Annotated in this window: 13 protein-coding genes; 9 read left to right on the top strand and 4 right to left on the bottom strand. The window is 58.6% G+C overall.

What is annotated here, in order from left to right:
* Positions 1-1571: 1571 nt before the first annotated feature.
* Both ACE03M_RS07515 and ACE03M_RS07510 read right to left on the bottom strand, forming a co-directional pair.
* The gene (locus ACE03M_RS07515; protein WP_485933339.1) at positions 1572-2201 is read right to left on the bottom strand and encodes a DUF4276 family protein; all 630 of its coding nucleotides are present in this window, start codon (positions 2199-2201) and stop codon (positions 1572-1574) included.
* 5 nt (positions 2202-2206) lie between these two features.
* The gene (locus tag ACE03M_RS07510; RefSeq protein WP_485933338.1) at positions 2207-3502 is read right to left on the bottom strand and encodes an AAA family ATPase; all 1296 of its coding nucleotides are present in this window, start codon (positions 3500-3502) and stop codon (positions 2207-2209) included.
* Between the two features lie 715 nt (positions 3503-4217).
* On the opposite strand from ACE03M_RS07510, the gene ACE03M_RS07505 reads away from it, so the two are divergent.
* The 6 genes from ACE03M_RS07505 to dxs all read left to right on the top strand — a co-directional run bounded on the left by ACE03M_RS07505 (position 4218) and on the right by dxs (position 13832).
* Complete coding sequence (locus tag ACE03M_RS07505) at positions 4218-5591, top strand: dihydroorotase (RefSeq protein ID WP_485933336.1); 1374 nt, start codon at positions 4218-4220, stop codon at positions 5589-5591.
* 7 nt (positions 5592-5598) lie between these two features.
* Positions 5599-6420, top strand: a complete 822-nt coding sequence (locus ACE03M_RS07500) for an IclR family transcriptional regulator (protein ID WP_143921879.1) — start codon at positions 5599-5601, stop codon at positions 6418-6420.
* Positions 6407-7681 carry a M20 family metallo-hydrolase gene (locus ACE03M_RS07495; RefSeq protein ID WP_485933334.1) on the top strand — a complete coding sequence of 425 codons (1275 nt, stop codon included), beginning with the start codon at positions 6407-6409 and terminating at the stop codon, positions 7679-7681. Before ACE03M_RS07500 ends, ACE03M_RS07495 begins: the two co-directional genes overlap by 14 nt.
* On the top strand, positions 7681-9033 hold the full coding sequence (locus ACE03M_RS07490) for a CapA family protein (protein WP_485933333.1): 1353 nt from the start codon (positions 7681-7683) through the stop codon (positions 9031-9033). Before ACE03M_RS07495 ends, ACE03M_RS07490 begins: the two co-directional genes overlap by 1 nt.
* 79 nt (positions 9034-9112) lie before the next feature.
* A complete protein-coding gene (locus ACE03M_RS07485; RefSeq protein WP_143921876.1) occupies positions 9113-10435 on the top strand; it encodes an MFS transporter in 1323 nt (440 codons plus the stop codon).
* Positions 10436-11891: 1456 nt separating this feature from the next.
* Positions 11892-13832, top strand: coding sequence for a 1-deoxy-D-xylulose-5-phosphate synthase (gene dxs, locus ACE03M_RS07480; protein WP_143921875.1), 1941 nt, complete (start codon positions 11892-11894; stop codon positions 13830-13832).
* A 12-nt stretch (positions 13833-13844) separates the two neighbouring features.
* Here the strand turns inward: dxs and ACE03M_RS07475 are convergent, their stop codons facing one another.
* A complete protein-coding gene (locus ACE03M_RS07475; RefSeq protein WP_485933332.1) occupies positions 13845-15020 on the bottom strand; it encodes an HRDC domain-containing protein in 1176 nt (391 codons plus the stop codon).
* A complete protein-coding gene (locus ACE03M_RS07470) occupies positions 15017-15631 on the bottom strand; it encodes a DUF3000 domain-containing protein (protein ID WP_143921874.1) in 615 nt (204 codons plus the stop codon). The genes ACE03M_RS07475 and ACE03M_RS07470 overlap by 4 nt, the downstream gene beginning before the upstream one ends.
* A gap of 150 nt (positions 15632-15781) precedes the next feature.
* Here ACE03M_RS07470 and hemE point away from each other — a divergent pair, with 150 nt between their 5' ends.
* The 3 genes from hemE to hemQ are packed head-to-tail and all read left to right on the top strand — an operon-like array spanning position 15782 to position 18983.
* Positions 15782-16828: a uroporphyrinogen decarboxylase gene (hemE, locus tag ACE03M_RS07465; protein WP_485933330.1), complete on the top strand. Its 1047-nt coding sequence runs from the start codon at positions 15782-15784 to the stop codon at positions 16826-16828.
* A gap of 4 nt (positions 16829-16832) precedes the next feature.
* Entirely contained in the window at positions 16833-18227 is a 1395-nt protein-coding gene (hemG, locus tag ACE03M_RS07460) for a protoporphyrinogen oxidase (protein ID WP_485933329.1), read from the top strand.
* A 45-nt stretch (positions 18228-18272) separates the two neighbouring features.
* Complete coding sequence (hemQ, locus tag ACE03M_RS07455) at positions 18273-18983, top strand: hydrogen peroxide-dependent heme synthase (protein ID WP_143921871.1); 711 nt, start codon at positions 18273-18275, stop codon at positions 18981-18983.
* Positions 18984-19069 lie beyond the last annotated feature (86 nt).

Below are 19069 nucleotides of genomic sequence, written 5' to 3'. Positions count from 1 at the left end.
TCGTCAACTTCATCCACGAAGCGGGCGCTGCCGGTGGGGCCTAGGGCGTCTGCCATGCCCGAGATCCTGCCAGTCAATCGAAGATATTCTTCTGGACTCAACGTTCACCTCCTTATTCGTAGTTCACAACAGTATGGAACATCGACGAGCGCGATTGCTACGAATGCACGATCGGGTGGCAATCAAACACGATCTTGCGAAGTACCTGTATCGAAAGCGCCAAATTTTCACTCGGTTAGAATAGAGGCAGGCACAGGGAGGTCTGTGGCCACATGCTTGCGAAGGCGTCAGCATGAATTCACTCAGCTCGTGTCGCGGCAATCACCGTTTGGCACCTTTCGAAAGTAGTCACCTTCATGAAGACCGCTCAGTATCCCTGCCCTAAATGCAAGAGCCCACTCATTGATGAAGCACCAGTTTCCGGTTTCGGATCTCGGGAAACGATCACCTCGAAGTTGCACTGCGAGGCACGGTGCGGTGTGGCTGAGAAACAACTGCTAGCTGTTCGTAGGATTATGGCCGGCAAGATTTGATCGGTTACGACGAAAGGCCCCACCACTTAGTGTGAGCTGAGCAGCGGGGGGTCGTGTCGTGTCCGGGGGCTAGACCCTCAGGTAACGTGAAGGGCATGGTCTCGAAGATGAGGACAGAATGAGCGTGTGCGCCGTCGTGTGGTGCGACCGTGCTCCAGTGGCTCGGGGTCTCTGCAAGCGGTGCTACGCGCGTTACATGCGTGGGATGAGTCCAGAATCGACTCGACGGTACACAACGCGTGAGACCAAAGAACGCGTGTGTGACGATGTGACTGAGCGTCGAGTGGCTGGTGAAAGCATCGCCGACATTGCCCAGTCGACCGGTGCGAACGAGTCAACTTTGGGGAAGTGGTTCCGGGAATGGGGAGTCAAGCCTGCGGTAGGGAAGTTCGGGCGGTCTTTAGCAACGAATCAGTGGCGGCCTTGGACTCGCGAAGACGCTGTGGTTGCGTACACGCGCTTAGATTTATCTATCGCGGAACGTGCCCAGATCCTTGGTCGGTCGTACACGGCTGTCGCAGGGTTTATCGGCGACTACCGGCAGCGACAGGGCGACCCTTACGGGATCAAGTAGAGGGGACTGGATGCCCAATGTCCGTATCGGCATGGTTCGTCTGAATCGGTGGCATTATCGTGATCTGTGCTTCTCTCAATACCTGCGATTCTCAATACTGTCCGGCTCCCGACGCCCCCTTTAGTTCATCCATGTTCGTTGCTCGATGAGAGGGAACGGCATCCATGACCATGCCTTGTCCTGGCATCGCAAGTATCGATGCCAGAAGTTGGACCAGGCCAAGAGTGCGTCCACGCCGGAATCACCCTCATGCGTTTTGAAGTCGTCGGTGAATAACCTCGCTGAGAGAGGCACATCGACGGGATCGTGACTGGGTAATGACGCGGGCGCTGGCTTGGTAATTCGCGAACAAAGCGTTCACACCTCTGACCGGCATGGGTCCGTTGAACTTTCGATATTCCCTCGCCCTTGTCTTGGCCAAGGTGTAGCAAATTCAACAACGGAGAGTGCAAGTTGTGCGAGGCCTAGGACATGGATGCGGGATACTTCGATTGATCTAAGTACGCAACGTGCCCGAGTACATGGAGCATGTGTCTAAAACTTCGGCTGTTTCTCGCCGCCGCCATTACGCCGAGTCGGTCCGCAATCTTCTTGCCATCGGCTATCTTGTCGTACTGTTTGCCCTGCGTCGCAGCCTTTAGTATATCGAGAGCCTGCACTCGGTCGGCCTTGTTGGGCTCAACCTGTCGAACTATCGCATCGGAAACCGCGAAGCGAGCTGGCTGACTGCGAAGTGCATCGAGGTCGGAAACTAGCCAATTCTCAAAAGTGCGGTCCTTGTAGACAACTTCGATACAAAAGGTCCCAGGGCTACTCTTTTCAAGCGCCGACTTCAGATTTTTAGCTAACGTGCCTGGATTGAGCTGCTGAAGCTCCCGATCGATGACTAAGACGAAGAGATCGATCTTCCTCGCGCTAGCTTGTCTCATGGCAGGTTCGCAGGCCTTAGCGATACCTTTGATCGGTCCGTCCGGTTGACAAGCGATGTGTAGGATCCTCGGAGCTAATGCACCATCGGAAGTTTCCAATGACTTGAACATAGTCTTAAACGCTGAGAACTCACCCCTGCCCTCAGTAACAATCATTGTCTTCATGCAAATCACCCAAGGCCCCGCGGGAGCGACTGTTCTACAGCGCCGCTGTCAAGTAATTCGAAGATGGTGATCTCTCCGTCAAGTACCTGGTCCGCGATCTCGGAATCCATCGTTGCGAGTTGAGCAATTTGACTCCGCCCCTCTTCCAGCCACATCAGATTGACCGAACCGGGCGGTACAGCTGTCAGGAGAACTGGGGAATGACTGGTTAGCAGTATTTGTCGGGGCGATTCCTGGCAAATTTGGAGCAGCTGCCTCAGGATCCAAGGATGCAAGGCGTTCTCTAACTCCTCAATGACCAAGATCGATGCCCTAGGATCGAATATGGCCACTAAGAGCGCGAACGCCTGAATCGTGCCATCTGAAACTTCGGACGAATTCCACGGGCGACCGACTCCTCGCTCACGGAACTGAACAGAGATCCTTCTGTCTTCTGTGTAGGCGATTGAGACACCTTCGAGTGTTGGCATGATAGTACGCATGGCGGATTCGACGTTGGTCCACGCTTCATTGTGATTCCGGCGGAGGAAGTCGGCCGCTCCTGGAAGATTCTCCCCGTGAAGTTCCAACTGTGCCCTAGGGGATGCGACCCCTGGTAGGCGGGACGTGTGCGGCGACAACTGGAAAACTCGGATAGAAGCTAGGAAACGCGAAACCTGCCCGAAAATATCGATGAAGAAGGCCTTACCTACAATTAGGTCGCTAGGGTCCGGTTTCACCTCGGCAAGGAGCCCATCTCGCTCGTATAGGAAAAGTATGTCGTCCAGCAAATCGGCATTTGATTGTGAGTCGTCTACGCGTTTGACAGTTATACGGCCATCACCACCTCGGACGATCGTCGCAAGAATGCGACCATCCATGTTCAACACCGCTAGTGATTCTTGCGTTACCTCGAAATCCGCCGTAAGTGTTTGCGATACTGCACGAAACGCGAAATCGTGACGAACGATAAGTGGCGGAGCCGAAGAGCGAGTTTTGTCGTCATCGCGGGCTCTGTTCCTCCGCCCTGAATAGCGCAGTCCCTCGGCGACTTCCTCAGAGGCTAGCTCTACTTCAACCGTGAGTCGTATTGGCCGTTTGGCACGGCGAGTGCGCCGATGAGCAAGATTTTCGTATCCTCCTCCATGACTAACTGCCAGCTCGAGCCCGTGTGAATAGGCATTGCTGATGAACACCAGTCCGTCAACTAGGTTGCTCTTCCCGGAGCCGTTAGCACCCGTAATAACCGTGAGGTCATCCAGATCTGTAGTGAAGTCATACAGTGATTTGAAAGCTTCAAAGTGAACGGATCTGGTTCTCACCTGGTGACCTCTTTCACTGTATAAAACGACGACCAGGCTCCTTTGCTGATCTAGAATCGTTTCGACTTGTTGTCCAACATTACCTGACCTCTGCGGACTTCCGACGTGCAACTGTTGTCCGCTGGAGTCGATCCCTTGCACGAGGGCGGCGCGTGAAATTGAAGCTAGGTGAATAGGGATTCCCGGATCGACGCGCCGGTTCATGATGACTGGGGGCATAAAACATGCCAGGACTCTCAGGCCAGTGATCCCTTCTATCTTGACGGATGTTGGGGCAACTTACAGGCAACGGGGGCAACTACCGTAACCGAAGCATGTCAGCGGAGGTGCTTCACCAATAAAGGAGACATGCCCTAGCTAGCCTGCCGAACGAATGCGGTTGAATGATTGCGGTCTTATTGCGCAAAGAAACATTGCTGACCTGGCAATATTCAATCCAGAGACAGACCGCGAAAACTCGACTTGTGACGACTCTTGGCAACTTGCTAGCGGAGTCTCGACAGTGCTCATCGGGGGCAATTTTGCAGTAGTAGACGGTAAGGTCACGGAGAATCGGCATGGTGACGTACTGAGGAAACGCTGACTTCGAATGGGTACATATCGATGACGAGCTATAGGTCGACGTGGGTGAGGTAGAAGTGTTCTGAGAGCACGGTTTTCTCACGCCATGCGAATCGCATTGTCTCGGTTCTCATTATGAGTGTGAACTGTCTACATGAACCAAAGCATAGACAGCGCAGTCATTGGACAGCTCGCCGACACTGATGGAAACTACCGGCGGGGAGCTGTGATCATCCACGCAGAACAAATCGTCGACGTGATATTCGGAGACGACCCACTCGCGGGCGTCGATGCGAGTCACGTTATTGATGGTGGGGAAGCCTTCCTGCTTCCAGGCTTCGTCGACGCCCACGTCCACTGCTACTCCGAAGAAGGAGAAGGCATCGACGCCGCCACACAAGCTGCGGCAGCCGGCGGTGTCACCACCATTGTCGAGATGCCCTTCGACGCTAGCGGTCCAGTCAAAGACGCCGAGATTCTCAAACGGAAACAGGGCATCGTCTACGACGAGGCCAACGTTGACGTCGCTCTCCTCGGAACTCTGTGGCCAGGAGGAGGCTGGCGCGAAGCTGACAGCATGGTCGACTCCGGTGCGATCGGATTCAAAGTTTCGACATTCCACACTGATTCAAATCGTTTCCCTCGAACCAGCGATGCCGAGCTGCTCAACACCATGGCCGCGATTGCCGCGAACGACACAACACTGTGCGTTCATGCCGAGAACAATGAGATCGTGCAGGAACTCTCCGCCCTAGCTCAGGGGGAGAACCCACTCGACCCGATGACGCACGTCATCACCCGCCCGCCGGTCTCAGAGTCGCTCGGTGTACTCACCGCGATGGAGATCGCGGCCGACAAGGGTGCCGCCCTGCATCTGTGCCACATGTCGATTCCCCGTGCGATCAAGCTCGCTCAGTGGTGGCGAAATGACGGAGCCGACATTACCCTCGAATCCTGTCCTCAGTACCTGACATTTACTGAAGATGACATGAAGAAGCAGGGAGCACGGCTCAAAGTGAACCCCCCGTTACGTTCCCGAGATCACGTCGACGGACTCTGGGAGGGGATCCGAAATGGGCTAGTTCCTGTTATCTCGTCGGACCACGCTCCGTGGCAGATGGATAAGAAGTCCAATCCCGAGGTATTGAAGAACTCTTCGGGGGTTCCCGGAGTACAGACTCTGGGAATTGTGCCACTCGGACAGGCGCTCAAGAATGATCCGAATCCGTCAGGAGAGTTCCACAACGTCGTTCGAGCAATATCCGAGGGACCAGCGAACCGATTCGGTCTAGGTGATCGCAAGGGTCGAATCGCTATTGGCTACGACGCCGATCTCGTCCTCTACAACCCCGACAGTGACTATGAAATCACTGACGAAGAGCAGAAGTCGAACGCTGGATGGACGCCGTTCGCCGGAATGCGTCCTGGCGGTCGCGTTGAGAAGACTATTCTTCGTGGCAAGGAGATCTATTCGGCTCAAACGGGTCAAGTCAGCTCGGGTTCTGGTGAGCTGCAGACCAGAAGGTGACGTAGTTGTGGACGGCGAGTTCGAACGAATTCTCAACACCGGTGACGAGGGTTCCGCAGTGATAGCGAGAACTTTGGGTCTTCTTTACCTCTCCTCGAAGATGTCGGGCTCGAGCATCAAGGAACTCGCCGACGCCGCAGACTTCCCTTTGGCGACGACGTACCGAATAATCCGTCAGCTGCAGAATGCAGGGTTTGTCATTGAAACTGACGGAGCGATCCACGCGGGAGGGCGGCTGACCGATACTGATGCTGGTGGCAACGAGCACCTGGTGATCTTTGCCGCACCACTGTTGAGGACGCTTGCTTCTTCGAGCGGGCTGACGTCGCTGCTAACGGTGCGAGTGAATACTTTGGCTCTGACACTGGACGGCGTGCATGCCGGGCGTTTCGGTTCGCCGGTCTTCCGTGTTGGAGAGACACGACCACTGTACGCAGCTGCGTCAGCGACCCCCTTACTTGCGTACTCGTCACCCGACGTCGTCGACCGTGTTCAGAAGAGCACCCAAAAGAAGTACACGGCCAACACACCCGACGCTCAGACACTGAACGAGAAGATCCGAACGATCAAAGCTCGTGGGTACGACCACACATTGGCGGAAGTCCAAGCTGGCTGGGCCGGCGTGGGCGTCCCGGTCTTCTACGGTCGGGAAGCCATCGCGTGCCTGTCCCTAGTCGCGCCATCATCACAGATGCCAAGAGACATCAGCATCCTCGTCCAGGTCCTCAAACAGAGCAGCCATGATCTGACCGCCAAGTTGGCGACAGCGAACACACGTTTCATTTGGAACCCAAATAATCCACAGGACACTGACAATGAAGAAACATGACCTCAACTTCCACATAGCTTCATTTGAAGCGAATCTGAATGATCTTTCCGTATTCACCGATGACGCGCACGACGGTTGGACACGTGAAGTCCTCACCGAGCCGTATAAGGCCTCTCGAGACTTCATCCGCCGCAAGATGGAAGACGCTGGACTCACAACTCGATTCGACGCTTCCGGCAATATCGTCGGCCATCTTCCGGGGATGGCATCCACCCGCGGACAGACCCTCAAGCCGATCATGACCGGATCCCACACTGATACGGTCCGCAACGGAGGACGGTTCGACGGTGTGGTTGGAGTTCTCGGAGCTATCGAAACGGTCAGCGCCCTGCGCGAAGCTGGGGTCACGCTCGAGCACGATCTATACGTCATCGACTTCCTCGGCGAGGAACCCAATCGATTCGGCGTCGCCTGCGTGGGATCGCGATCGATGTCAGGCCGTCTGACTCGGGACCACTTATTGCTCGCGGACGAATCCTCCGAAAAGCTCGGGGACGCCATTACGCAGTATGGGCTGGACGCTGACGGCGCACTATGCAATGCCTGGAAACCCAATTCGCTTCACGCCTACATCGAACTCCATATTGAGCAGGGACCATCGATGGAACGCGAGAACAAGCAGATTGGCGTTGTGACTGCCATCGCCGGCATCGATAGATTGCTGGCAAAGTTCATCGGTGAACCTGACCATGCGGGGGCGACGCCGATGAATTCTCGCCACGACGCGCTTGTCGCCGCTGCGGAATCCGTGCTCGCGGTCGAACGCACTGGCTGCGGTGCCCCGACCCACGGTGTGGCGACGACAGGAAACATCGAGTCGTGGCCAGGTTCGTTCAACGTGGTGCCCAACGAAACGCATATTCAGGCTGAAATCCGGTCAACCGACGCGCAATGGCTTCACGGGGCCAAACGAGAAATCGCTCAACGCATCGGAGAAATCGCGGAGCAGAGAGGCGTCTCCCAGTTCATTGAGTGGTTGACAAGTCAAGACCCCGTACCTGCGAGTACAGCTCTGCAGGACAATATCGCGACCACCGCAGAAGAGCTCGGTTACACCTGGATGTCCGTGCCCTCGGGAGCCGGTCACGATGCTGCGCACATGGCTCATCTTGGGCCGATGGGCATGATCTTCGTGCCCTCCGTCGATGGCCACAGCCACCGGCCCGACGAATACACCTCGACGGATGACATCGCCGTCGGCATCCATACGTTGGCAGAGACGCTCATTCGTCTCGATAAGCTCGAGCAGGTGGGCGCGTAATGAAGAAGATCACTGTCACTGGCGACAGCATTGTCATGCGAAAAGGATTGCGAACCAATCAGCGTGGGTCCAACGAACTCTATGAGCTGGTGCAGAATTCCGACGTCGCATTCACCAATCTCGAATGCTTGCCTGGAAATTTCGTCGGATACCCGACCAAGGAATCCGGCGGGGCACACTTTGGGTGCCGAGACGAGATGCTCGACGAGCTGACGGACTTCGGATTCAATCTCTTCTCCGCGGCAAACAATCACTCGCTCAACTACGGGGTCACTGGCCTGCTTGAGGTCATCAGACAGATGAGAGTCAGAAACTTGGCCTTCTCAGGTGTGGGGGAGCATCTCGAAGGTGCTCGGCAGCCCGCGTACCTCGACACGAAGAACGGAAGCGTCGGTCTGCTGTCCTATTCTGCGACGTATGCTTCAGGACACGAAGCAAGCGCGCAACGCCCTGATCTCCAGGGCCGCCCAGGGCTGAACCCCATAGCTTTCGAAACTCGCTACGAACTCGATGAATACGCCTATTCCGCACTGCGCACGATTGCAGAAGATCTTGGACTCGAGGACCGTCGTCGACGCGAGATCAAACTGGGTTTCGAATTTCCTCCAGCAGACCCAGCGGACCTGCCATTCCTCAACGGAACGTTCACTCCATCGACCCGAAACCGAATCACCACCAAATGCACCGCAGAGACGCTCGAGAACCTGGAGCGCTGGGTCGGCGAAACCAAGCGTCGGAGCGATGTTGTCATCGTCTCGATTCACTCACATGAGCAGGGTGACGACCTCACCGATCCCGCGGAGTTCATCGTCGAATTCGCTCACAAAGCAATTGAGTTCGGAGCCGACGTCGTACTCGGGCACGGTCCACACTTCTTGCGACCGCTCGAGATCTACCGAGGCAAGCCGATCTTCTACAGTCTCGGCAACTTCGTCGGCCAGAATGAACTCGTCGAACAGCTGCCATCCGATAGTTACTCGACATTTCGAATTCCTGGTTCGAAGACGACCAGTCAGATCTTCGACGCGAGGACAGAACTGGATACCAAAGGATTTCCGTCGGAGGAATGGTATTGGAAGACCATCGTCCCGGTTTTGAACTTTGATGACGATCACTTGGCATCGCTCGAGATATATCCAGTGACCTTGGACCTCGGACAGAAGCCGCAAGGACGAGGTCGGCCAAGAATTGCCCAAGGAGACGAGGCTGCATCGATATTGCACGACTTCCTTGAGCTGAGCGAGTACTGGGGGAGTGGAATCACCGGCGACATCTCCGAAGGAAGGCTAACGATCCGGCTCGCCGACGTCGAGTCTTCTCACACGGATCCTGATTTTCTCGCAGTGCGATAACGCACTAGGACCATCACGACTCGTGAGTTTTCATGATTGAGAAGTTCCGCACATCGGTGTGCAGAACGATAGGAGAATTATGTTCAGCAAGCAGGCAGCCGACGAAGTGAATCGCAAAAATGAAAGCGACGAAGAGGAACCACTTAGAAAAGTCATCGCGGGTTCGATGGCAGGTAACGTCCTCGAATGGTTCGACTTCTCAAGCTACGCATTTTTCGCGGCTTACATCGGCGCAAATTTCTTCCGTACCGGTGATACGGTAAGCGGGCTCATCAGCACATTCATCGTCTTCGGCGTCGGTTATGTCGCTCGACCACTCGGTGCACTTTATCTCGGCGCGTACGGGGACCTCAAAGGCCGTAAAGCAACATTGATGCTCACAGTGACATTGATGGCGGCAGGCACATTCATCATTTGCTTTGCACCTCCAATCGGGGTTCTGGGAGTCGGTGCAACTATCCTCCTTTTCGTTGGCCGTCTTCTGCAGGGGTTCTCTGCCGGCGGCGAAATCGGAGGTGCTACGTCCTATCTCGTGGAAAAGGCTCCAGCAGACCAGAAGATCAAGGTCGTCGGATGGTTGCAGGGAACCATGGGTGTCTCCAACGCGCTGTCGGCCGTCATCGGTCTCGCAATCACGTCCCTCTTCTCCGATGAACAGATCACTCAGTGGGCATGGCGCATCCCCTTCTTCATCGGTCTGCTCATCATCCCCGTCGCGCTGTACATCCGGTCCAAACTCTCCGAGACCAAAGAGTTCGCGGACATGCAGAAGAATGCCTCCGAAGAGGTTCGAAAACCCATTCGAACGCTGTTCGTCAAATACTGGAAGAACATGGTCATTGCCGGCCTTATGGCGATCGTCTGGCATGTCAGCGTCTACGCGCTCGTAATCTTCGGACCGACCTACTACTCGATGGAAGTGACAGGACTCGGCTTCACTGCCAATAATGCTTTCCTCGCCTCACTCCTCGGAAACATCGCGATGATCTTCGCCTGTGTCGGGTCGGCCGTCATCGCGCAGAAGATCGGTTTCAGAAGAGCACTGACTGCGGCGATCGTCGTCGTCGGCGTCGTGCCGATAGTCGGACTCGTCATCCTGCACAGTGCACCGACATTACCAATGCTTCTTATCGTTCACGTGGTCATCTGTGTCGCGGTGTCAGGATATGCGGGGATCATTCCATCCGGTATCGCACAGATCTTTCCAACGCACGTCCGATCAACTGGGACATCATTGTCGTACAACATAGTCGGCATCTTCTTCGCAGGAATGACGCCAGCATTCATGGCTTGGGCCACTGAGTACACGCCGTTCTCCACAGGTATCTATGTCGCTGCGACTGCCGTGATAGCACTCATCTCGTTGCCCATGTTTCTCAAGTTCATTAGTCGGCGGTCGTGAGAATCTACACTCACGCATTGCGCCCATGTAACGTAGTCGACTGTATTTTCTAACCTAGTGATAGTTGGCTGGCGTCCTCAGCGGGACCTCGGCTTGCAGTCGGACTATGGCTTTCGGCTGACCGGAAGTTGGGTCTAGCGGTCGCCAATCCAAGATCGCAAATGATTAGCAAGCGTGCGTAACCAAGTGACTTCGCCTAGTCGGTTCGCGGATCTGATCAGAAGACATTTGCTAGTGAACAAGCCAGATTAGATGTCACCAAACCCTGCGTCAGCCCCACGTCTGCGGCGATCGGATGGAATGTTGGTCAACGTCAAGTAACCGATGTCGACCGCGCTCTTGATCAGATGCGACGGGCCACTCTGATCGATACCGATCTCACCCGCGACTGGAGTTACGGTCGGGGGCTCCTCGCGACCAATCAGTGTGGCTGCGGCCTCCGTCGCTAAAACCAGCCACCCTTGCTCGGCGACGGAGACGTCGCCCGTGGTGGAACGCTGCTGTTTGGATGGAAGTCTGGAAAAGTTGCCAGCATGACTCAGCCTTACCCGTAAGAGGTCCGCGATGAGGTCAAAGGAGACCCCGTTCGTTCGTAGGTCTTGCCAAAAGAGTTCGGAGGGTAGCGAACGAGGAACCGTCGGCTTCTGACATTGGAATTAGTGGACGGCGGAAGGCACTTCGTCGGCCGCTTCCGCTGGGGGAATACCCGTCAAATAGTGATTGGTGAGCAAGTACCGTAACCGCAGTATGTCGACGGAGGTGCTTCACCAACTGCAGGGTAGTGCCTATTGGTGTTTCACAAAGTACCTCTGACCAGGGGGTTTGTGCCATCGATGGAATCAGAATCGACGCCGGACCGGTGAAATGACGCTAAAAGGCGCTATCGAAGCACGTCACAGTACGTGCTGCGTCAGCTCGCGACTGCTTGATCTCAGGCTGTTGCCTCTTCGACGGCAACGCTGATTGACGAAGGCCGGTGGGTTCAACCCGCCGGCCTTCGTCGTGGACGGAACTCCCAAGCTTCGGCTCCTGCGTGGCAGGTTCTGGCTTCAGCCCACCCTTGTCCTACTTCAGTCGCGTTTCTCACCGTCGGTGCTGCTGCCTGCACATCCGGCCAATTCCTCCAGTTAGCTGCGCATCAGGTACCGGCAGTTTCAAAAACACCCTCTGCAGATGGTGTCTATGGCGCCGACGGTGCGGGGTGCCGAGGGCGAAGACGATCCGAGGGTGCCGAGGGCGAAGACGGTGCAGAGTACACACCTAAGCGGCTATGTGGTTGGACGTGAGAACACGCGGGATCAGACAGCGGTGAGGAACGCCCGAGGGAGTGTAACCAGACACAATCAGTGCCTGCCTCACCCTCGAGTGGACCAACTCTGCATCGTGAGGCGTTAAGATGATTCGAGCGGAAATTGCAGTATCAGACCAACTATTTTGCATTCAGGAGCGAGGCAGAATGACATTCCTCGAGTCGATGAACTCGCCATCACAGCTGCGTGAACTCGACGATGCCGAATGCGAAGTTCTGGCGAAGGAGATCAGGGACTACCTGGTCACGGCCGTCGCCGGCACAGGTGGACACCTCGGCCCCAACCTCGGCGTGGTCGAACTCACTGTCGGTCTCCACCGAGTGTTCGAGTCTCCTCACGATACGATCCTCTTCGACGTCGGTCACCAGACCTACGTTCACAAACTCCTCACCGGACGCATGGGGGACTTCTCGAGTCTGCGCCAGCGTGATGGGCTCTCCGGTTACCCCAGCCGGGCCGAGAGCGAACATGACGTCATTGAGAACTCCCACGCTTCAGCATCACTGTCCTGGGCCGACGGCATCGCCAAGGCGCATCAGCTCAAGGGCGAAAGCGATCGCCACGTCGTAGCCGTCATCGGAGACGGAGCACTCACCGGCGGTATGGCCTGGGAAGCGCTGAACACCATTGCAGCCGACAAGTCGACACCCCCTCGCAAGCTCATCATCGTCGTCAACGACAACGGCCGCTCCTATGCGCCGACGGTCGGCGGGTTCGCTGAGCACCTTGACGAACTGCGCACGACCTCGGGATACGAGAAGCTGTTGTCCTGGGGCAAATCGACCCTGCGGCAGTCGGGCGTACCCGGACGCGCCGCCTACAGTGCCATCCACGGGGTCAAACGAGGCCTCAAGGACATGGTCAGCGCGGAGCAGGCCGGAATGTTCGATGAGCTCGGCATCAAGTACCTCGGACCGGTCGACGGACACGACCTGCCGATGGTCGAAAAGGCCCTCCAGCGGGCCAAACAATACGACGGCGGACCCGTCATCGTGCACATGATCACACAGAAGGGCCAGGGTTATGACCCGGCTCTCAACGACGACGCTGATCAGTTCCACTCCGTCGGCGTGATCGATCCGCTCACCGGCAGGTCGACGCCGTCGAAGCAGACCTCATGGACGTCCGTCTTCGGCCAAGAGGTGCTCCAGATCGCACAGACGCGCGATGACATCGTCGCCGTCACTGCAGCGATGCTCCTGCCGGTCGGCCTCGCAAAGTTCGCCGAGGCGTACCCGGAGCGGGTCTTCGACGTCGGCATCGCCGAACAGCACGCAGTGGCTTCGGCCGCGGGACTCTCCTATGGCGGGCTGCACCCCATCGTGTGCATCTATGCGACGTTCCTCAACCGCGCCTTCGACCAGCTGCTCATGGACGTGGCCCTGCACGGCCAGGGGGTCACCTTTGTCCTCGACCGTGCCGGAATCACCGGACCGGACGGTGCCAGTCACCACGGAATCTGGGACATGGCGATGCTGCGGATTGTGCCCGGCCTCAAACTGGCAGCCCCTCGTGATGCCGCGCGTCTGACGGAGGAACTGGCCGAAGCCGTCGCCATCGAGGACGCACCGACCGTGATCCGATTCCCTCGTGGAAGCGTAGGCACGGATATTCCAGCTCTGCGTCGTCTCGATGATGGCGTCGACGTTCTGCGGGAGGTCCCAGCAAGCTCCTCCAAAGACGTGCTCATCGTCTCCGTCGGTCCGTTCGCCGGGCGCGCTCAGGAAGTGGCTGAAGAACTGGCCGACCAGGGAATCGCCTCAACGATCGTCGACCCGCGTTGGGTTCTGCCTGTGCCAGGCGGAGTCATCGACATGGCCGTTGAGCACAGCCTCGTCGCTGTCATCGAGGACGGTGTCAAGGTCGGCGGAATCGGTTCGCAGATCCGCAGCGACCTGCGGGCGGCTGACTCGCGGGTCGGTGTCCTCGAACTCGGTGCCCCTGATGAGTTCCTGCCGCAGGGCACTCGCGACGAGATCCTCGAATATGCAGGACTAGACGTGGCTACCATCGTCTCCGAGATCCTTCATATTCTGCCGTCAGAGGTCAGGAACCGGGCCCAGCAGGGATCACGCAGAGCCGTCTGACCGGCAAGAACCTCAGGCTGCAGGCAAAGTCTCGATGGCGTCTCTGAGCACCGGAGCACTCAATTCGACCTGCCATGGCCTAGCCCCGCGTTCGACGAGGAACTCCGCGACGTCGACTCGTGGCTGAGCGCCGAGAGACTTGACGATGGCGGGCTGCAATAGCACGTCGTGAGGAATGTCGTGCTCTTCGGCCAACTCTGCCATGGCAGCCTTGAGAGCAGAGACCCGATCCTTGATATCTGTGTGGCTGAACGGCGACCGTGTATGCGCCGCGTTGACTTCCCTTCGCCCCGGCAGCTCGTCAGCCGTCAGTCGGGTCGCTTTGCGGTAGGCCCGGTAGAGTCGGCCGGAGTCGGCGCGGGAGAGTTTGGGCCAGCTTGCCATGATGTCGTCGCTTGAGTGCACTCGGGACTGAGCGAGGGCGACCAGGTCCCGATCACGCAGAATACGCGATGGAGCGGTATCGGTCTCGGCAGCCATCTCATCGCGAGCAGTCCACAGCTCCCGCACCTTGGCGATGTCCTTGCGTGACTTGAGTTTGGTCAATCCGTGCGTCCTGCGCCAGGGCTCAGCGAAGTGTTTGGGCTCGAAATCAAGGAGATGTTCGAACTCCTGCGAAGCGAACTCCCACTTATCGGCATCGATGAGCGCCTCGCGGAGGATGTCGCGGATGGGCAGCAGAACCTCGACGTCGAGGGCGGCATAGTTGAGCCACTCCTTCGGAAGCGGTCGCTTCGACCAGTCGGCGGCAGAATGCTCCTTGGCCAAGCGAACGCCGAGAGTCCTCTCAGCCACGGCGGCCAGACCGAACTTGTCCCATCCGAGCATGCGGGCAGCGAGCTCGGTGTCGAAGAGCGCCTCCGGTCGCATGCCGCGCTCCTGCAGGCAGGGCAGATCCTGAGTCACTGAGTGTATGACCCATTCATCTGCTCCGAAAGCTGAGTTGAGAGGGCTGAGGTCCGCAAGCACTTCCGAATCGAGCAGGAAGGTTCCTGCGTTCGCGCGTCGCAGCTGAACCAGGAATGCGCGCTGGCCATATCTGATGCCCGATGCGCGCTCGGCATCGATGGCGATGGGGCCGGACCCGTGTGCGAGCTCGTCACAAGCCGTAGAGAATTCTGCATCGGAGTCGACGAGCGGCGGAACGCCATGAGCGGGTGTGGCCAAGAGCGGTAGTTCGGTTGTCATCGACGTCGCCCGGGCAGGGCTGAAACTCCTTCAGGAAGCGGTGGCAGTCCGGCAACTGTGCACAGCAGATCAATCCAGGCTTCGAAGTGATCGCCGATCAGTTCCGGTTCCGCGATCACGGGGGTCCATGAAGCGCGCAGCTCCAAGTCTATCGTGGACGAGCGGTCGGCAAGAGTGCCGAAGCTCTCGGAGAGGACGCGGGTCGTCGTGCCTCCAGCGGCGACGACCTCGCAGTCATTTGCTTCTAGTGCCTCTTCGAGCCAAGTCCAGGCCACAGTGCCGAGCATCGTCTCATTGCCGAGCTCGTGTTCGAGCTCGGCGCGGATGTAGGACACGACACGGAACTGGCCCTCCCATTCCTCAGGGGAACTGGGATCATAGAGGACGACGATGCGGCCCGTGGCCAATTCGTCGATCGCTTCACCACTGGCGCGGAGAAAAGTCTCATCGGCACTGACCTCGGCACCCAGCGCGTAGGAATACGGCGCCAAACGAGCCGGCGCCGGTATCTCGGAGATCGAGACGTTGTTCGTGTTCCGAGCTTCGCGCAGAACCGAGGTCACGGCGGAGAACTCCGACGGAATGCGATTGAGAGGTGAGGTGTTGACCACACTTGCCACGATAGATCAGGCCACGGTGGAGGTGAATCGTCCACGCCGTGATGGGACCAATAGTTTTCACCGGCGCCTGCGATCAAGACGCAGCGTCTTGAAACCGGAATCCGATGGGCATCGATCCGCCCGAGATGGGAGGATGGGGACATGACTTCAACCTTGTTGCCCGCCCTGCGGGGAGAGCAGATTGCGCACACTCCGGTCTGGTTCATGCGGCAGGCCGGCCGATCACTTCCCGAATATCGCGAGCTGCGTGCAGGAACTGCGATGCTCGATGCCTGCCGCACCCCGGACCTCGTCTCAGAGATCACCCTGCAGCCGGTGCGCAGGCATGGTGTAGACGCCGCCATCTTCTTCTCCGACATCGTGGTCCCGCTGCAGGCGGCCGGCGTCGACGTGGAGATCGTCCCCGGCACTGGGCCCGTGATTGCGAATCCGATCCGCAGTCGCGCCGATGTCGAAGCACTGGCAGAGCTCGAACCCGACCAGATCCCAGACATCGTGGAATCCATCGGCCGGATCGTCGAAGAGCTGGCAGGGCGGACTCCACTCATCGGCTTCGCCGGTGCCCCCTTCACACTTGCCAGCTACCTCATCGAGGGCGGTCCGAGCAAGAACCATGAGAAGTCCAAATCCCTCATGGCTGCGGAGCCCGAGACCTTCTCCCTTCTGTTGAGCAAGCTCGCTCGGATCTCCTCGACATTCCTCGACGTGCAGCTGGGCGCCGGAGCCTCCGCGTTCCAACTCTTCGACTCCTGGGCCGGATACCTGTCCCGACGTGACTACGAAGACCACGTCCTCGAACACTCCACCGCGGTCTTCGAATCGCTGCGCCATCACGAGGCGCCGAGCATCCACTTCGGTGTTCAGACAGGTGAACTCCTGACCTCCATGTCCCGAGCAGGCTCCACTGCAGTCGGCGTCGACTTCCGCGTCGACCTCACCGATGCTTCGACACGCGTGCAGCCGGGCCAGCCATTGCAGGGCAACCTTGATCCGGCCCTGCTGTTTGCCCCGTGGGAGGCTCTGGCTCCGCGCATCGAGGAGATCGTGAGGCAAGGGCTCGAACATGAGGCAGGATTCGTCTTCAACCTCGGCCACGGAGTCCTCCCCGACACCGATCCCGAAGTGCCCGGACGGATCGTGGCCGAGGTCCACCGCGTCTCCGCAGAGATCCTGTCCGCTCGAGGCTGAGGCGATGAGTCACATCACGATCGTCGGAGGAGGCATCTCCGGGCTCGTCACCGCTTATCGTCTGGCACCTGACCATCAGATCACCCTCATCGAAGCCGACGCGCGCCTCGGCGGGTGTCTGCACTCGACGACCTTGGCCGGGGCAGTGCCGGTGGGCTTCGACACCGGAGCCGAAGCCAGCCTGTACCGGCGCCCGGAGACGAAGGACCTCGCCGCTGAACTCGGATTGGACGTCGAATTCCCCCAGGCGGCGCACAGCTCGCGAGTCCTGTCGAAGGGGTGTCTCCACCCGATTCCCAAACGCACCGTCATGGGAGTGCCGGGCAACGCGGCCGAGGTCAGGGACCTCCTCGGCGAAGACGTCAGTGACCGAGTAGCCCATGAGGTCATCACGGGCCCGATCGAGGGTTCGGACGTGTCGTTGGGGGACTTCCTGACGGACCGCCTGGGCGCCGATCTCGTCGATACGCTCATCGACCCGCTGCTCGGGGGAGTGTATGCGGGACGGTGTCGTGACCTGTCGCTGGCGTCGACGGTGCCCGCTCTGCTGCCGGCGGCTCTCGAGGGGACCTCCGTGCTCGAGCTCGTTCAGAGCCTGCTCGCTGCGCGTGACGCACAGTCCGCAGCCGGCGCAGAGGGCGCAGGCCCGCAGCCGGTGTTCATGAGTCTCGTCGGCGGGATCAACCGCCTTGTCCCTGCGCTCGAGCAGCACATCCGAGAACTCGGAGGCACCATCCACACCGGCACGCAGGTGACGACCGTTCAAGCCGACGGGGGCGGATGGACAGTGGCGACTGAGGACTTCGTCGTCGATTGCGATGGCGTCGTCCTCGCCACCCCGGCGCATGTGACGAAGGATCTCCTCGCCGAGGTGGCCCCTGAGACCGCTTCGATGCTCGCATCCGTGCCCTACGCTTCGACCGCTCTGATCCCGGCCCTCGTCGAGGTTGGGGACCGTGAACTCGAAGGATCGGGTTTCCTCGTCCCACCGACAGAGAGCTCATTCATCAAGGCCTCGACATTCGTGTCGAACAAATGGCCCTGGTTGCATGAGCGCATTCCTGAGGGCACCGCCTTGATCCGAATGAGCATCGGGCGATACGGGGACGGGCCGGGAGTCTGGCAGGATTGCGAGGATGATGAGCTCATCGCACGCGCCTACGCGGACTGGCAGTCCATCGCCGATCGCCGTTCAGATCGGCTCATCGCGGCCGAGGCGCACCGGTGGGAACATGCTCTGCCGCAGTATCTGCCGGGCCACGCCGAAACGGTGGCGAGAATCGACGAGGAGATCGCCGGAATCGCCGGCCTCGAACTGGCAGGTTCGGCATACTTCGGTGTGGGCATCCCTGCCTGCATCGACCGGGCCGAGACGGTTGCCCGGAGAATCACCTTTTAGGAACTGACGCACACGCAAGACTGACACACAGCAGAAGGAGCAGGAATGAGCGAATACTCGCACCCCACAGACGAGCAGATCGAACAGGCGAACAATGAGACGCGATATATCGCATACTCGGTCTTCGCCTCGGCGGGCGAACTCGGCGACGCCGACCGTGCCGAACTCGCCGACGAGCTCCACGAAGCTCTCGCCCCATTGAAGGAGCAGGGCCTCGTCGTCCGCGGAATCTACGATGTCTCTGCTCTGCGCGCGGATGCAGATGTGATGTTCTGGTGGCATGCACCGACCGTCGAACTCGTCCAGGCCGCCTACTCGGCAGTGCGTCGCAGCATGCTGGGCGGAGTCCTCGAACCAGTCTGGTCGGTCGTGGGCCTGCACCGCCCGGCTGAATTCAACAAGGCACACCTGCCGGCGCTGCTGACCGATGACGAACCGGGCAAGTACATCTGCGTCTACCCCTTCGTTCGGTCCTACGACTGGTATCTCCTCGATCCCGAAGAGCGCTCCACGATGCTGCGCGATCATGGCATGGCCGCTGCTGGCTACAAGGACATCAAGGCCAACACGATCGCCTCCTTCGCCCTCGGCGACTACGAATGGCTGTTGGCCTTCGAAGCCCCGGAACTGCACCGCATCGTCGACCTCATGCGCGATCTTCGCAACACCGAGGCTCGTCTTCATGTGCGCGAGGAGGTTCCGTTCTACACCGGGCCGCTCCGTGAACTCGTCGATATCATCAGCGACTGGCGCTGATTCTCACCGGCCTTTTCGAAGGGCTGCTTCGGGGTCGCGGTCGGGGCGCGGCGCTCCTCCATCGGAGACGTGAGCCAGGCGTCAGC

The organism is Brevibacterium sp. AGC70 (assembly GCF_057334195.1).
The sequence above is the reverse complement of the archived record's forward strand: the minus strand, read 5'-3'. Positions and strand labels throughout refer to the sequence as shown.

Excerpts from the sequence above, each read along its gene's own strand:
- ACE03M_RS07515 (WP_485933339.1), bottom strand. The coding sequence starts at position 2,201 with ATGAAGACAATGATTGTTACTGAGGGCAGGGGTGAGTTCTCAGCGTTT.
- ACE03M_RS07505 (WP_485933336.1), top strand. The coding sequence starts at position 4,218 with ATGAACCAAAGCATAGACAGCGCAGTCATTGGACAGCTCGCCGACACT.
- ACE03M_RS07495 (WP_485933334.1), top strand. The coding sequence starts at position 6,407 with ATGAAGAAACATGACCTCAACTTCCACATAGCTTCATTTGAAGCGAAT.
- ACE03M_RS07490 (WP_485933333.1), top strand. The coding sequence starts at position 7,681 with ATGAAGAAGATCACTGTCACTGGCGACAGCATTGTCATGCGAAAAGGA.
- ACE03M_RS07485 (WP_143921876.1), top strand. The coding sequence starts at position 9,113 with ATGTTCAGCAAGCAGGCAGCCGACGAAGTGAATCGCAAAAATGAAAGC.
- dxs (WP_143921875.1), top strand. The coding sequence starts at position 11,892 with ATGACATTCCTCGAGTCGATGAACTCGCCATCACAGCTGCGTGAACTC.
- ACE03M_RS07475 (WP_485933332.1), bottom strand. The coding sequence starts at position 15,020 with ATGACAACCGAACTACCGCTCTTGGCCACACCCGCTCATGGCGTTCCG.
- hemE (WP_485933330.1), top strand. The coding sequence starts at position 15,782 with ATGACTTCAACCTTGTTGCCCGCCCTGCGGGGAGAGCAGATTGCGCAC.
- hemG (WP_485933329.1), top strand. The coding sequence starts at position 16,833 with ATGAGTCACATCACGATCGTCGGAGGAGGCATCTCCGGGCTCGTCACC.
- hemQ (WP_143921871.1), top strand. The coding sequence starts at position 18,273 with ATGAGCGAATACTCGCACCCCACAGACGAGCAGATCGAACAGGCGAAC.